The sequence below is a fragment of the Sphaerisporangium rubeum genome, from assembly GCF_014207705.1.
GTDB classification, from domain to species: Bacteria; Actinomycetota; Actinomycetes; order Streptosporangiales; family Streptosporangiaceae; genus Sphaerisporangium; species Sphaerisporangium rubeum.
This window is the reverse complement of record NZ_JACHIU010000001.1, coordinates 5,666,989-5,681,034: the sequence shown is the minus strand read 5'-3', so window position 1 is coordinate 5,681,034 and position 14,046 is coordinate 5,666,989. Positions and strand designations below refer to the sequence as shown.

Annotated in this window: 14 protein-coding genes; 9 read left to right on the top strand and 5 right to left on the bottom strand. The window is 72.2% G+C overall.

Features of this window, described 5'->3' with window-relative positions; genetic code table 11:
• Positions 1-327 precede the first annotated feature (327 nt).
• A complete protein-coding gene (locus BJ992_RS24095) occupies positions 328-1,008 on the bottom strand; it encodes a response regulator (protein WP_184984690.1) in 681 nt (226 codons plus the stop codon).
• Position 1,009: 1 nt separating this feature from the next.
• Positions 1,010-2,260, bottom strand: a complete 1,251-nt coding sequence (locus tag BJ992_RS24090) for a histidine kinase (RefSeq protein ID WP_184984688.1) — start codon at positions 2,258-2,260, stop codon at positions 1,010-1,012.
• A gap of 238 nt (positions 2,261-2,498) precedes the next feature.
• On the opposite strand from BJ992_RS24090, the gene BJ992_RS24085 reads away from it, so the two are divergent.
• Together BJ992_RS24085 and BJ992_RS24080 are read left to right on the top strand one after the other, a co-directional pair.
• Positions 2,499-3,608, top strand: a complete 1,110-nt coding sequence (locus BJ992_RS24085; RefSeq protein ID WP_184984686.1) for a hypothetical protein — start codon at positions 2,499-2,501, stop codon at positions 3,606-3,608.
• 147 nt (positions 3,609-3,755) lie between these two features.
• The gene (locus tag BJ992_RS24080) at positions 3,756-4,316 is read left to right on the top strand and encodes a dihydrofolate reductase family protein (protein WP_184984684.1); all 561 of its coding nucleotides are present in this window, start codon (positions 3,756-3,758) and stop codon (positions 4,314-4,316) included.
• A gap of 221 nt (positions 4,317-4,537) precedes the next feature.
• On the opposite strand, the gene BJ992_RS24075 is transcribed toward BJ992_RS24080, so the two are convergent.
• Positions 4,538-5,503 carry a 1-aminocyclopropane-1-carboxylate deaminase/D-cysteine desulfhydrase gene (locus tag BJ992_RS24075; protein ID WP_343072829.1) on the bottom strand — a complete coding sequence of 322 codons (966 nt, stop codon included), beginning with the start codon at positions 5,501-5,503 and terminating at the stop codon, positions 4,538-4,540.
• Between the two features lie 134 nt (positions 5,504-5,637).
• Here BJ992_RS24075 and BJ992_RS24070 point away from each other — a divergent pair, with 134 nt between their 5' ends.
• From BJ992_RS24070 to BJ992_RS24060, 3 genes are all read left to right on the top strand, one after another.
• Positions 5,638-6,363, top strand: a complete 726-nt coding sequence (locus tag BJ992_RS24070) for a Sir2 family NAD-dependent protein deacetylase (protein ID WP_184984682.1) — start codon at positions 5,638-5,640, stop codon at positions 6,361-6,363.
• Between the two features lie 126 nt (positions 6,364-6,489).
• Positions 6,490-6,822, top strand: coding sequence for a WhiB family transcriptional regulator (locus tag BJ992_RS24065; RefSeq protein ID WP_184988865.1), 333 nt, complete (start codon positions 6,490-6,492; stop codon positions 6,820-6,822).
• Between the two features lie 142 nt (positions 6,823-6,964).
• Positions 6,965-7,921, top strand: coding sequence for an NAD-dependent epimerase/dehydratase family protein (locus tag BJ992_RS24060; protein WP_343072828.1), 957 nt, complete (start codon positions 6,965-6,967; stop codon positions 7,919-7,921).
• A gap of 81 nt (positions 7,922-8,002) precedes the next feature.
• Here the strand turns inward: BJ992_RS24060 and BJ992_RS24055 are convergent, their stop codons facing one another.
• Both BJ992_RS24055 and BJ992_RS24050 read right to left on the bottom strand, forming a co-directional pair.
• Complete coding sequence (locus BJ992_RS24055) at positions 8,003-8,299, bottom strand: MoaD/ThiS family protein (protein WP_343072827.1); 297 nt, start codon at positions 8,297-8,299, stop codon at positions 8,003-8,005.
• A 5-nt stretch (positions 8,300-8,304) separates the two neighbouring features.
• On the bottom strand, positions 8,305-9,399 hold the full coding sequence (locus tag BJ992_RS24050; RefSeq protein ID WP_184984680.1) for a WD40/YVTN/BNR-like repeat-containing protein: 1,095 nt from the start codon (positions 9,397-9,399) through the stop codon (positions 8,305-8,307).
• 251 nt (positions 9,400-9,650) lie between these two features.
• Here BJ992_RS24050 and BJ992_RS24045 point away from each other — a divergent pair, with 251 nt between their 5' ends.
• Genes BJ992_RS24045 through plsX form a run of 4 tightly spaced genes read left to right on the top strand, consistent with a single transcriptional unit; the run spans position 9,651 to position 14,041 of the window.
• Positions 9,651-10,691 (top strand): polyprenyl synthetase family protein, encoded by a 1,041-nt coding sequence (locus tag BJ992_RS24045; protein ID WP_221474954.1) that lies wholly within the window; start codon positions 9,651-9,653, stop codon positions 10,689-10,691.
• Positions 10,691-12,160, top strand: coding sequence for a phytoene desaturase family protein (locus BJ992_RS24040; protein WP_184984676.1), 1,470 nt, complete (start codon positions 10,691-10,693; stop codon positions 12,158-12,160). The genes BJ992_RS24045 and BJ992_RS24040 overlap by 1 nt, the downstream gene beginning before the upstream one ends.
• Before the next feature lie 34 nt (positions 12,161-12,194).
• Positions 12,195-13,097: a phytoene/squalene synthase family protein gene (locus BJ992_RS24035; RefSeq protein WP_184984674.1), complete on the top strand. Its 903-nt coding sequence runs from the start codon at positions 12,195-12,197 to the stop codon at positions 13,095-13,097.
• Positions 13,094-14,041 carry a phosphate acyltransferase PlsX gene (gene plsX / locus BJ992_RS24030; RefSeq protein ID WP_184984672.1) on the top strand — a complete coding sequence of 316 codons (948 nt, stop codon included), beginning with the start codon at positions 13,094-13,096 and terminating at the stop codon, positions 14,039-14,041. The genes BJ992_RS24035 and plsX overlap by 4 nt, the downstream gene beginning before the upstream one ends.
• Positions 14,042-14,046 lie beyond the last annotated feature (5 nt).

The following is a 14,046-nucleotide window of genomic DNA, read 5'->3' as shown; positions in this document are numbered from 1 at the left end:
GATATGCGCAGGGCTCCGGCGTCTGCCGGGAGATTCTGCGGCATGACCGGGGTCTTGCCGCAAGGCCCCAGGTGCGCTATAGGTTGATAGTGGCGGGGAGTGGTGATGTTCCTCCCGATGCGCCACGACACGGTCGAGCGTCATCGGCCGACGTGTATTCACTGTTCGACACGCATTCACCGGCCGCCACGCAGCCACCGGACCAAGTCGATCACCAGACCGAGTCGATCACCGGCCGATCGTTAGGACGTGCCGATCACCAGCCGAGCCGATCACCGGCCGATCGCCGGCCGGGCCGATCGCTGGCCGTGCCGGTGCTGCCGGTCTCTAGTCAGGTCTCGTGTCGTGGACCACAAGGGCCAACTGCACCCGGTTGTCCAGGCCGGCCTTGGTGAGGATGCGGGATATGTACCCCTTCACGGTCCCCACGCTCATGTGCAGCTCACCGGCGATCACCGCGTTCGGCTTCCCCTGGCCGACCGCCAATGCCACCTCGCGTTCACGCTCACTCAGCCGCTCCAGCACCTGACGGGCCTCGGCACGTCGCCGGCTCTCCTCCTGCGGCACCAGGTGCGCGATCAGCTTGCGGGTGACGCTCGGCGAGAGAATCGGCTCCCCGGCCACGACTTTCCGTACGGCGTCCACGATGTCCTCCGGCGGGGTGTCCTTGAGCAGGAACCCGCTCGCGCCTGACCGCAGAGCACCGAACACCAGTTCGTCGGCGTCGAACGTGGTGAGCACCACCACCTCGGGGGCTCCTGATCTGGCCCGCAGCCGCCGGGTCGCCTCGATGCCGTCGACGCCGTTCATGCGGATGTCCATGAGCACCACGTCCGGCCGGTGCTCGGCCACGGCACTCTCCACGTCGGCGCCGTCGGCCACCGCGCCGACGATGCGCAGGCCGGCGGCGCCTTTGAGCATGAGCGTCAAACCGGCGCGTACGAGAGCGTCGTCGTCCACGATCAAGACCCGGATCGGCGCGCTCTCGTCGGCTGTCACCCGCGCCATGCTAGCCAGGCCCTCGACGCGGCCACGGCAGCCGAGCCACCAGCCGGAACCCGCCGTCCGGCGTCTCCCCGTACTCCGACCGTCCCCCGGCCAGCGACGCGCGCTCCGCCAGCCCGGCCAGCCCTGTCCCCGCTCCAGTCTCCGCCAGCCCGGCCGGCCCCGTCCCCGCTCCGGTCCCCGCGAGCCCAGTCGGCCTTTTCCCGGCTCCGGTTCCCGCGAATTCGGTCGGCCCTGTCCCGGCTCCGGTCCCCGCGAGTTCGGTCGGCTCAGTCCCCGCTCCGGTCCCCGCATGCGCCGGCAGTCCACTGTGCGGTGAATTGCGCACCTCGACGACCAGCTCGGCCCCCTCCGTGCCGGACACGAGGACCGTGACGGGTTGGCCCGGCGCGTGTTTGCGTGCGTTCGTGAGCCCTTCCTGCACGATCCGGTACGCGGCGCGGCCTGCCGTCTCCGGCACCTCGGACAGCCTTATCCCATGGTCGCGCAGCTCGACCCGCATGCCGGCCCGCCGTGACTCCGCCACGAGCGCCGTGAGGTCCACGCCACCGTCCGACGGCGGCCCGGTGTCGCGCAGCACCGAGACGACGGTCCGCAGTTCCTCCAGCGCCTGGCGAGCACTCGACCGGATCACCCCGGCCGCCTCCGCGACCTCGCCACGTGTCGCGTCCGCGTTGAACTCCAGTGCACCGGCGTGCACCACCAGCAGCGACAACCGATGAGCGAGCACGTCGTGCATCTCGCGCGCGATCCCGAGCCGTTCGGCGCGGCGGGCCTCCTCGGCACGCAGCCGCTGATCGGCCTCCGCTCGGCGGGCCCGCTCGGCGAGCGACAGCACCAGCTCTCTGCGGGTGCGCGCCAGCATCCCCCACACGGTCACCGCGACCCCGAACAGCACCCCGACCAGGGCCCACACCGGGTACGGCGCGAGCCCGGGGGGCCGCAACGCGAACCGCACCAGCGTCGCCGCCACCCCCGCGGCCCCCACCGCGACCGCGACGCGCGGCCGGCGGTACCGGGCCGCGATCAACGCGGCGATCCCCGCCGCCACCGACGCCGAGGCGGCCGGTACCGACAGCGCGATCACTCCGAGGCCCGCGGACACGGGCCATCTGCGGCACAGCCACACCCCCGCGCAGGCCGCCGCGCCACCCACGAGGTCCGCGACGACGTACCAGCCAGGGCCACCCGCCAGATCGCCGAGGACCACCGCGACCGCTCCGGCGAACGCCGGCACGAACCCGGCAAGGCCCACGACCCAACCACGCCGCGACCAGATCCAGCCGAGCCGAACGTCATCCGCGCTGGTCAGGTACACAACCGCCGATCGTAACCCGCCTCGCCACGCCGCGTGGCAACCGAAGTCACCGGTGCGCCACGACCGAAGTCGCCACCAGAGGTGTCCGAGGTTCCCCGCGGAACGAGACCATGGTGGCCACGTCCCGGCCGTCCGGCGGCAGCGGCCGGCGGCCCCTCGTCGGCACGCTGGCCGTATGAACGCATCCGACAGGCCCAAGGGAGGCCGGCGCGCCGCGTGGCTGCTCGCGGTGATCACCCCGGTCGTCGCCGAACTCACGCTGGGGAATCCGCCGCTCAGCCGGATCTGGCTGATGCTCCTGTGGATCCCGATCTACGGCGCCGGCACGGTGCTGATCCGGGAACTGGTACGGCGGCGGCGTGCCGGCTGGCCGTCGATCCTGCTGCTCGGACTGGCGTACGGCATCGTCGAGGAGGGGCTGGTACTGCAGGCGCTGAGCAGCCCCACCATGTACGGCGTGGCCGGCTGGGGACCGAGGGTCCTCGGCCTGAACAGCGCCTACGCCGAGCTCAACCTGGTCTACCACGCCGTGTTCAGTGTGGCGCTGCCGATCCTCCTGACCGACCTGGCGTTCCCGTTGCTACGCGACCGGCCGTACCTGAACCGGACGGGCCTGGTGGTGACCGCGGTGGTCTTCGTACTCGGCGGCCTGCTGCTCCGCGTCACCGTGGCGACCTCCATCGACCCCGGCTACCAGGCGCCGCTCGCGGTGATGGTTGGATGCGTGGCCGCCGTGGCACTGCTGACTGTGCTGGCCCTGCGCGTACTGCCACCCGCCGCCGCCGACATGCCGACCACGCCGAGGACCTCCAGCACCTCCACCTCAGGCACGTCCCTCGCCTCCGGCGCGTCCACCCTCAGCGCCTCCACCTCAGGAACGTCCACCGACTTGCGATCGACGCGGCCCGTGACGGTTCCGGGCCCTTGGGTGCCGGGGGTCGTCGGACTGGTGGCCGGATTCGGGTACCTGGCGCTGCTGTTCCCGTTCGGCGGGGCCGCTCAGCCTGCCTTCACCCATGGCGGCTGGGTGGCGGTGCCGATGCTCGGCGCGGCGATGGTCGCCGTACTGACCTGGTGGCCGGTAAGCCGGTGGACATCGGGCCGACAGTGGACGGACCGGCACAGTCTCTGGCTGGCCGGTGGCGCCTTGACGGGACACACCGCGTTCGGGGTGGTGGCGAACGCCGCGACCGTCGCCGACAAGCTTGAGCTGTCCGCTCTCGGGCTGGTCGTGATCGGCCTGCTGGCACTGCTCGGCCGCCGGCGGCCGGTCCCGGCCGGATAGGTCGGAAAAAGTCCGCCGCCGGATGTAGAGAACGTCACCACGACTCCGACCGACATGCGGAAGCCGAGAAGACCCAGGCACCGGACATGCGACGGCAGGAGCCGGACGCAGGCACCGGAACTGGGACAGCACACACAGGAGCCGAACATGCGCAAGATCATTTTCTGGGTGCACACGTCGATCGACGGCCACATCGACGGCCCGAAAGGCGAATTCGACTGGCCCGTCATGGGTGAGGAGTTGTCGGCGTACTCCGAGGCGCTGGCCGACCGTTGTGACACTTTCCTCTACGGCCGAGGTGTCTGGGAAGGCATGGCGGCCTTCTGGCCGGACGCCGAGTCCATGTCGGAACACCCGCACGTCCTGAAGTTCGCCCCCCGCTGGCGCCGCACCCCGAAGATCGTCTTCTCCAGGACGCTGAAGGAGACCGCCTGGGCCACCCGCGTCATCACCGACGACCTCGCCGGCCAGGTCACCGACCTCAAACGCCGGCACGGCAAGGACCTGCTCCTCACCGGCGGCTCCAGCCTCGCCGCGTCACTCACCGAACACGGCCTGATCGACGAGTACCACATCGCCGTCCACCCGGTCGTCCTCGGCGGCGGCCGACCCCTGTTCGTCCCGCGTGACGAACGGCTGGGACTGCGCCTGACCGCGTCACGCACCTGTGACTCGCAGGTCGTGATCATGAGATACGAACACCTTTAGCGGAGCACGCGGCTCATGCCGATATGCCGTAAGGAGCTCAGCGTGACAGCCCTTCTAGTGAAGGCGCCATCGAAAGACTCACAGATCCTTCGGTGCCGTGCCGGCCACCTGTGCGGCGCCGTGGTGGATCTCTCCATGTGGGAGGTGGTCAGGGCTCGGGGGGCAGCAAAGTCATATTAGCTACCTGATATACATTAAAAGCCATCGCGTCGGCCGGAGCGCTAGAACGCCGCCGGGCCGGTGACCACGGCCACGACGCGGGTGTCGCGCGCGAAGGCCCCCTGCTCCGCCAGAGCGAGGACGCCGTACATCATCTTGGCGACGTAGACCCAGTCGAGTGCCACGCCGTGGCGCCGCTCGAAGCCGGCGACGAACGCGTCCAGCTCCGGCGGCCTTCTGGCGTAGCCGCCGAAGTGGAAGCCGTGCTCGATGTGCCAGTTGGCGAAGGCGTGGCCGAAGGTCCGCTCCTGGAGGTCGCGCACGGCGGCGTCGAGGAACCCGCCGCCTCTCAGCACCGAGAACCCCACGGCCCGCTGGCCCGGACGCAGGCCCGCCGCGATGCCGGCCAGGGTGCCGCCGGTGCCGCAGGGACAGCAGATCACGTCGAAGGCGGCGCCGATCTCGCGCGGCAGTTCCGCGCAGCCGCGTACGGCGAGATCGTTGCTGCCGCCTTCGGGGATCAGGTAGAAGTCACCCCACTCGCGGCGAAGGCGTGCCACGACCTCCGGATCGGTCTTGTGCCGGTAGGTGCTCCGGTCCAGATAGGTCAGCCGCATGCCGCGGGCCGTCGCGAACTCCAGCACCGGGTTCAGCGGCAGATGCTCCTCGCCGCGGATCACCCCGACTGTGGCGAAGCCGAACCGGTGACCCGCCGCGGCGGTGGCGCGGATGTGACCCGAGTACGCGCCGCCGAACGTGAGCAGGGTCCGGTGACCGAGACCGGCCGCCGCCGTGAGGTTGTGCTTCAGCTTGCGCCACTTGTTTCCGGGGATCTCCGGGTCGGCCAGGTCGTCGCGCATCAGCCAGAGCGTGAGCCCCCGGCGGGTCAGCCGCTCATCGCGCAGCTCCACCAGCGGAACCGGCGGGCCGGTGATGACGTCGGCCACGTCGTGACCCCCGATCAGGTCGCCGTCGCCGACGACGCTACCGCACGACCAGTACCGGTGCCTTCGCGGCCGAGCGGCCACACGCCGGCCGCGGGGTCCACCGTCCCCGTCGGCCGGTCACGCCGGGCCGGCGTCTCCATCCGCCAGTATCTCGGCTGCGGAGGCTCGTGGTCCCGAGCGGCCGGCCGGGGACGAGGCGGCATAAAGTCGGCAGGGTGAACGTGACGGTGCTCACCGGGGCGGGCATCTCCACCGACTCGGGTATTCCTGACTATCGCGGGCCGAACGGGCTGTGGCGCAGGAATCCCGAGCACGAGAAGCTCGTCACGTACGACTGCTACATGTCCGATCCGGCCATCCGGCGACGGTCGTGGCTGCACCGCAGGGACAACCCGGCGTGGCGCGCCGAGCCCAACGTCGCGCACCGTGCGCTGGCCGCGCTGCCGGACACCTGGGTCGTCACGCAGAACATCGACGGGCTGCACCAGCGGGCCGGGTCACCCGCCGAGCGGGTCGTGGAGCTGCACGGCAACATGTTCGGGGTGGTGTGCACCGGCTGCGACGCGCGGTCCACCACCCGTGAGGCGATCGAGCGGGTCGAGGCGGGGGAGGACGATCCCCGCTGCCGGGCCTGCGGCGATGTGCTGAAGACCACGACCGTGATGTTCGGCCAGCCGCTCGACTCCGGGGTGCTGCGGCGGGCCATCGCGGTGGCCGAGCAGTGCGACGTCTTCGTGGCGATCGGCACGTCCCTGCAGGTGCAGCCGGCGGCGTCACTGGCGCACGTCGCGGAGCGGAGCGGCGCTCGGCTGATCATCGTGAACGCCGATCCGACGCCGTACGACCACCTGGCCGACGAGGTGATCCGGACGCCTATCGGGGAGGCCGTGCCGGCCCTGTGCGCGGTTCTCGCGGAGGGAGGCGGCAGGTCAGGGGATTGACTGATCTGTCGGTCAAAAGTCAGATAATCGGTAAATCGCCGCCATCGTTCACCAAATGTGGTGTTTAAACCTGCGGCAGAGGGCACGCGACTCTACCAACCGGTATCCGACATTCATGGGATGATCATGGCCTTCCAGACCTCTGTTGTCCTTCCGGCGGTCTCCTGGCTGCGCCGCGCCGCGTGCCGCTCGGAGGACCCGGAGCTGTTCTTCCCCATATCCGCCACCGGTCCTGGACAGCGCCAGCACGACCAGGCCAAAGCCGTGTGCGGCCGGTGTCCCGTGCGTGCCGCCTGCCTGGACTACGCGCTGCGCACCCATCAGGAACACGGCATCTGGGGAGGCACCGACCCCGACGAGCGGCGCGTCGCCGTCGGCAGGCGACCGGCGCGCGGCGGCGCCAGGCCCGCCGCGTCGTTCCCCGTGCCGGCGGGCCGCGAGCACCGCCACGCCGGGTGACGGCACCGGCCCCGGTGTTTGCCGCGAGGCGGTCCGGGGAGCGGACAGGTATGCGCGTCATCGTGGTGGGAGCGACAGGGAACGTCGGTACGAGCGTGGTGTCGGCCCTGGCCGGCGACCCGGGGTCGAGTCGATCGTCGGCGTGGCCCGGCGGCCGGCCGGGTGGACGGCCGCCAAGACCGAGTGGCACACGGCCGACATCGCGGCGGACGACCTCACCGAGGTGTTCCGCGGCGCGGACGCCGTGGTCCACCTCGCGTGGCTCTTCCAGCCGACCCGCACCCCTTCGGTCACGTGGCGGGCCAACGTGCTCGGCGCGTCCCGGGTGTTCCGCGCCGTCGCCGAGGCCAAGGTCCCCGCACTGGTCTACGCGTCGTCGGTGGGCGCCTACTCACCCGGCCCGAAGGACCACCCCGTGGACGAGAGCTGGCCGACCCACGGCTGGCCGGGGGCCGCGTACGGACGGGAGAAGGCGTACGTCGAGCGGTTGCTCGACATCTTCGAGCGTGACCACCCCGGCCTGCGGGTCGTGCGGATGCGGCCCGGGTTCATCTTCAAACGTGAGTCGGCCACCGGTCAGCGGCGGCTGTTCGCCGGGCCCTTCCTGCCGCGCCGCCTCGTGCGGCCCGGCGCGCTGCCGGTCGTCCCCGACATCCCCGGCCTGCGCCTGCAGGCCCTGCACACCGAGGACGTCGCCGAGGCGTACCGGCTGGCCGTGACCGGGGACATCGCGGGGCCGGTCAACCTCGCCGCCGACCCGGTGATCACCCCGGCCGTGCTGGCGGACCTGTGGAAGGCCCGCCTGGTGCCGGTGCCCCGCTGGGCCGCACGCGAGGCCGCCGCACTGGCCTGGCACCTGCACCTCGTCCCGGCGTCCCCCGGCCTGGTGGAGATGGCCCTCATGATCCCGGTCATGGACACCACCCGAGCGCGCACCGAACTCGGCTGGACTCCTCGCCACACCTCACTCGACGCGCTCAGCGAACTCGTCACCGGCCTGCGCGAAGGCACCGGCCTGGACAGCCCGCCGCTCCAACCGGACACCGGCCTGCGCTCACGCCTGCACGAACTCACCACCGGCATCGGCCGCCGTCCCTGACCCGGCGTGCCGGACCTGGCTTCCCTGACCGTCGTCCGAGACCTGCCGATCGAGACCTGCCGTCCCCGGCCCGACGGCCGGTCAGCCGCCGGCCACCGAGGGGATGATATGGATCTCGGTGCCGGAGGTGACGCGGGTGGCCGGGCCGTCCAGGCGGCGGCACTCCTCGCCGGCGACGAAGAAGTTGACGTGGCGCCGCAGCCGCCGCCGCTCGTCGCGGAGCCGCCGGTCCAGCAGCGGATACCGCTGCTCCAGCACGTCGAGCACCGCGCCGAGTGTCGCCTCCTCGCCGACCTCGACGTCGAGCCGCGCGGACCCGCCGGCGTTCTCGCGCAGCACCCCCGGAAGCAGCACCGTCACCGTCATCGCGTCTCCCACGGCCGTCAGGAGATCGCGGCGGCGCGGACGCACAGGACGTCGGGGAGGTGGGTGACCACCTGGCGCCAGGTGTCGCCGTCGTCGGCCGAGGTGTAGACCGTGCCGGAGCGTGAGCCGAAGTAGAGACCGGTGGGGGTGGCGTCGTCGGCGCACATGGCGTCGCGCAGGACGGCCGACCAGAAGCCGTTCTGCGGCAGGCCCTCCGACAGGCCCGTCCAGGTCTCGCCGGCGTCCTCGCTGCGGTAGACGCGGCAGTGGCCGTCCGGGGGGAAGCGGGTGTGGTCGGCGGTCAGGGGGAAGGTGTAGACGACGCCGGGCCGGGTGGGGTGGACCAGGATGGGGAAGCCGAAGTCGCTCGGCAGGCCGTCGGCGATGGAACGCCAGCTTCCGCCGAGGTCGTCGGTGCGGTACACGCCGTGGTGGTTCTGCAGGAACATCTGGCCGGGCCGCGCCGGGTGCGCCGCGATCTTGTGGACGCACTGGCCGAACTCCGGCTGGGGATCGGGAAGGAAGTAGGCGCCGACCCCGGTGTTGGCGGCCTCCCAGGTGGCGCCGCCGTCGGTGGTGCGGTAGACGCCGCCGGTGGACATGGCGACCGTCACATGCTTGTCGTCCTCGGGGTGGGGGAGGATCGAGTGGATGGCCATGCCGCCGCCGCCAGGGGTCCAGTGCTCACGGTGCGGGTGGTCCCACAGCCCCCGGACCAGCTCGTACGTCGAGCCGCCGTCGGTGGAGCGGAACAGGGCCGACGGCTCGGCGCCGGCGTAGACGACGTCGGGCCCGGGGCCGGGGGCGAGCTGCCAGACGCGGGTGAGCGCGGTGCCGGTGTCCTCGGGAAAGGCGACGGGGGGCCGCTCGGGCTCCTGCCACGTGGCGCCGAGGTCGTCGCTGGTGACCACGCTCGGGCCGAAGTGCTCGCTGTGCACGGCGGCCAGCAGCCGGGGACGGCCGCGCCGCGTGTCGATCGCGACGACGTGGACGTCGGTGGTGTGGTGGAACGGGCCGGACAGCTCCCAGCCGGCGTCCTGGTCGGCGCCGTCACGGACCGCGAGCCACAACCCCTTGCGCGTTCCGATGGCGAGCAGCACTTTCCGCGTCATCTCACTGCCTCCTGACGTGCGAAGACTTCCTCACTCTCGCGGCGGTGAGGTCTCGGTTCCTGGCACTATCGCAGACCTCCCCGACAGTTCCGCGCGTCCCGGAAGAGGAATCCCGGCACGGGGCTCACAAAGTTTGCGTCAATCCGCGCGTGGCTCTCGCACCGGACTCCGATACCTGACGTATCGGTGCATCCGAGGCGGTCGTCGCCCCGAAGGTGTGTACAGCGATCAAAGGAGCTGCGCCGATGGTGATGGCGACACGGGAAGCGGTCGACCTGAGAGGCCTCGTCGACCGCCGTCTGGACGAACTGCTCGAAAGCGAGATGGGCCGGCTGGCCTTCCTCGCCGAGGAGGACCGCGAGACGCTCCGCCGGCACCTGGTGGAGTTCGTGCGCACCGGCGGCAAACGCCTGCGGCCCGCCTTCGTGTACTGGGGCCACCGCGCCGCGGGGGGTTCACCGGCAGACCAGGACGCCGTGCTCGCCGCCGGGTGCGCCGTCGAGTTGCTGCACGCCAGCGCGCTGATCCTCGACGATGTGATGGACGAGTCCGCCACCCGCCGCGGCCACCCCACGGCGCACGTCGCGCTCGCCGAGCGGCACCGCAGGTCCGGCTGGTGGGGTGACCCGGCGCGGTACGGCGAGTCGGTGGCGACGCTGCTCGGCATGCTGGCGTTCACCTGGGCCGACGCGGCCCTTCTGTCCGGTGACGGCGCCGCGGAGGCGCTCCAGGTGTTCACGCAGCTCCGGGTGGAGATCATCGCGGGCCAGTACCTCGACCTGGCGTACGCGGCACGCGGCGTGGCCGGCGTCGAGGCGGCGGCCCGCGTGTCGATCTACAAGTCCGGCAAGTACACCGTCGAACGGCCCCTGCACCTCGGCCACGCCATCGCGGCGGGTGATCCCGCGATCAAGGAGGTGCTGAGCGCCTACGCGCTGCCGCTCGGCGAGGCCTTCCAATTGAGGGACGACGTGCTCGGCGTCTTCGGCGACCCCGGCCACACCGGCAAACCGGCGGGGACCGACCTGCGGCAGGGGAAACGGACGTACCTGACCGCGGAGACCCGCGAGCGCGCCGGAGGCGGCACCCTGCTCGACGAGGTACGCGACGAGGCGGACGTCGCGGCCGCGCGCGAGCTGATCGTCGCCACCGGCGCGCTCGACGCCGTGGAGCGCCGCATCACCGCGCTGGTCGCGGACGCCGTCCAGGCGCTGGACGACGACCGGGTGCCGCAGGACGCCAGGCAGGCCCTGGTGGACCTGGCGGCCATCGCGACGAGCAGGACGTCCTGATGGCCACACGTGATCAGGTGGTGGTGGTCGGCGCGGGCCTCGGCGGGCTCGCCGCCGCGATCAGGCTCGCCGCCGCCGGCCGGGACGTCACGGTGGTGGAGGCCTCCGACGTGCCAGGCGGCTGCTGCGGCACCGCCACGCTCGGCCCGTACCGCTTCGACACCGGCCCCTCGGTGCTGACCATGCCGAGCGTGCTCGCGGACACGTTCGGCGCCGCAGGGGAGGAACTGGACGACTGGCTGCCGCTGCGGCGGCTCGACCCGTACTACCGCTTCGCCTACCACGACGGCTCGGTGTTCGACGTGGTGCGGGGACAGGAGGCGATGGCCGAGCAGGTGCGCGAGCTGTGCGGCCCCGCCGAGGCGGCACGTTACCTGCGGTTCCGCCGCCGCCTGCAGCAGATCTTCGACGTCGAGTGGCCCCTGTTCATCGACCACGACATGACGAGGCTGCGCGCCATGGTCCGGCCGTACGCGCTGGCCCGCCTCGCCGCCTCCGGGGGGTTCCGCCGGCTGGACCGGCTGGTGCGGTCGTGCCTCACCGACGAGCGTCTGATCAGAGCGCACACCTTCCAGGCCCTCTACCTCGGCCTCTCGCCGCGCAAGGCCCTCGGCGTGTACGCCTCGGTGGCCCACATGGACACCGTCGGCGGCGTCTTCTTCCCCCGGCACGGCGGCATGCACGCCATCCCCGTCGCGATGGCCGCCGTCGCGGAGAAGGCCGGCGCGGTGATCAGGTACGGCGTGCGCGCCACCAAGGTCGAGGCGGACGGCTCAGGCGTGACCGCCGTGCGGCTCGACACCGGGGAACGGCTCCAGGCGCGCCACGCGGTGGTCGCCTGCGACCTGCCGGCCGCGCACCAAGGACTGCTGCCGGACGCCGCCGCGGACTGGCGGCTGCGGCGGCCGTCGTACTCGCCGTCCTGCCTGGTGCTGCACTTCGGCCTGGACCGGCGGCTGCCGGACCAGGCCCACCACACGCTGCACCTCGGCGAGCAGTGGGATTCGACGTTCGCCGCGCTGGAGGAGGGCCGGCCGCAGCCCGACCCGAGTCTGCTGGTGACCTACCCCTCGTCCGACACCGGCGCCGCGCCGGCCGGACACGCCACTCTCACCGTCCTCGAACCCACCGCCAATCTGCGCGGCGGCCTCGACTGGGACGACCTCGGCCCGCGCCTGCGTGACCGCCTGCTGGACCGCCTCACGCGCCTCGGGTACGGCGACCTGTCCACCACGCCGAGCCTCACCATCGCGCCGCCGGACTGGCTGCGGCGCGGCCACAGCGCCGGCACGCCGTTCGCGCTCGACCACCGCTTCACCCAGACGGCCTGGCTGCGGCCCTCCGGCCGGGCCCGCCGCGTCCCCGGCCTGCACTTCGCCGGCATGTACACGGCGCCGGGGGTCGGGGTGCCGCCGGTCCTGATCTCCGGCCGGCTGGCCGCGGAACGCGTCCTGGAGGGTCGCAGATGACGCAGAAACCGCCGATGAGAAAACGGTGACATCGATGACGTTGTCCGCCAGCTACGAACACTGCCGCCTGCTCAACGCGCGGCACGGCCGTTCCTACTACCTCGCCACCTTGCTGCTTCCCGCCTGGAAACGCCGTCACGTGCACGCTCTGTACGGCTTCGCCAGGTACGCCGACGAGATCGTGGACGCGTTCGGCGTGACCGGCGACCGGGAGAAGGCCCTGGACGCGCTGGCCACGCGCCTTCGGGACGCGCTCGACGGCGAGCCGGTGGACGACCCGGTGCTTCCCGCCTTCACCCACACCGTGCGGTCCTTCGGCGTCGCGCACGGCGACATCGAGGCGTTCCTGCGGTCCATGCGCGCCGACCTGACGGTCACCAGGTACCAGACCTACGACGACCTCCTTGAGTACATGGAGGGCTCGGCCGCCGTGATCGGCACCATGATGCTGCCGGTGCTCGAAGCGATGCCGGGTGCGCTGGGAGCGGCCAGGGAGCCGGCCAGGCAGCTCGGGCTGGCGTTCCAGCTCACCAACTTCCTGCGGGACGTCGCCGAGGACCTGGAACGCGGCCGGGTCTACCTGCCGCTGGACGACCTGGACAAGTTCGGGGTCACCGTGGCCGACCTGAGCGCGGAGCGCGCGGCCCCGGCCGTGCGTGAACTGATCGCGTTCGAGGCCGCGCGTGCCGAGGAGCACTACCGGCGGGCCCTCGACGGCGTCGCCATGCTGGTGCCGTCCTCGCGGCCGTGCATCAGGGCCGCGCACGAGCTGTACGGCGGCATCCTCACCGAGATCAAGGCCGCCGGGTACGACGTGTTGGCCGGCCGGGCCCGCGTGCCGTACCGGCGCCGGCTCGCCATCTTCGCGCGCCACCTCACCGCCGCGTCCCTCGCGGCGCGCGCGGAACGCCGCGTCCCGGACGTGACGCCGCTATGACCACGGCGGCGCCTGTGGTGCTCGACGCGATGGGTGGCGACCACGGGCCGGCCGAGACGGTGGCGGGGGCCGTGCAGGCGTGCCGCGAGCACGGCGTGCCGGTGACCCTCGTCGGCCGCGCCGGTGAGCTGCGTGCCGAGCTCGCCAGGTACGGCGCCACGCATGAGATCGCCGTGACGCACGCGCCTGACGTCGTGCCGATGGCGGAACGCGGGCCCGGCGCGCTCGCGACCGGCAAGAGCAGCCTGGCAGTGGGGTGTGAGCTGGTGCGCGGTGGCGCGGGGGCCGCGCTGGTGTCGGCCGGGTCCACCGGGGCCGTGGTCTCGTGCGCGGTGCGTGCGCTCGGCCGCGCGCCGAGGGTGCTGCGTCCCGCGCTGGCCGTGGCGCTGCCGACGGTGACCGGCGGCGCGACCGTGCTGATCGACGCCGGCGCCACCTCCGACCCGACCCCCGAGATGGTGGCGCAGTTCGCGGTGCTCGGCGTGACGTACGCCGAGGAGGTGCTCGGGGTGGCGGAGCCGGTCGTCGGGCTGCTGTCCATCGGCTCCGAGCCGGGTAAGGGGAACCGGCTGGCCCGCAGGGCCGCCGAGCTCCTGGCGCTGCTGCCGCATCGGTTCCACGGGAACGTCGAAGGCCACGACGTGCTCGCGGGAACAGTAGATGTGGTGGTGACCGACGGCTTCACCGGCAACATCGTGCTCAAGAACGTCGAAGGCACCGTGCGCGCCGCGCTCGCTCAGGTCGCCGCCGCGGGGATCGCGCCACCGGACCGCCTCGCCGAGGTCGCGCGCCGCTACGACCCCGGGACCCACGGCGGCGCCGCGCTGCTCGGCCTCAACGCCACCGTGGTGGTCGCGCACGGCTCGTCCCGCGCCGCGACCATCGCGCGGGCCTGCGTCGTCGCGCGTGACCTGAGCAAGAGCCGCGCCGGGCTCCGGTCGTGAACGGC

What these genes read in the sequence shown, in the direction of transcription:
- BJ992_RS24095 (WP_184984690.1), bottom strand. Translation starts at nt 1,008, where the DNA reads ATGGCGCGGGTGACAGCCGACGAGAGCGCGCCGATCCGGGTCTTGATC.
- BJ992_RS24085 (WP_184984686.1), top strand. Translation starts at nt 2,499, where the DNA reads ATGAACGCATCCGACAGGCCCAAGGGAGGCCGGCGCGCCGCGTGGCTG.
- BJ992_RS24080 (WP_184984684.1), top strand. Translation starts at nt 3,756, where the DNA reads ATGCGCAAGATCATTTTCTGGGTGCACACGTCGATCGACGGCCACATC.
- BJ992_RS24065 (WP_184988865.1), top strand. Translation starts at nt 6,490, where the DNA reads ATGGCCTTCCAGACCTCTGTTGTCCTTCCGGCGGTCTCCTGGCTGCGC.
- BJ992_RS24050 (WP_184984680.1), bottom strand. Translation starts at nt 9,399, where the DNA reads ATGACGCGGAAAGTGCTGCTCGCCATCGGAACGCGCAAGGGGTTGTGG.
- BJ992_RS24045 (WP_221474954.1), top strand. Translation starts at nt 9,651, where the DNA reads ATGGCGACACGGGAAGCGGTCGACCTGAGAGGCCTCGTCGACCGCCGT.
- BJ992_RS24040 (WP_184984676.1), top strand. Translation starts at nt 10,691, where the DNA reads ATGGCCACACGTGATCAGGTGGTGGTGGTCGGCGCGGGCCTCGGCGGG.
- BJ992_RS24035 (WP_184984674.1), top strand. Translation starts at nt 12,195, where the DNA reads ATGACGTTGTCCGCCAGCTACGAACACTGCCGCCTGCTCAACGCGCGG.
- plsX (WP_184984672.1), top strand. Translation starts at nt 13,094, where the DNA reads ATGACCACGGCGGCGCCTGTGGTGCTCGACGCGATGGGTGGCGACCAC.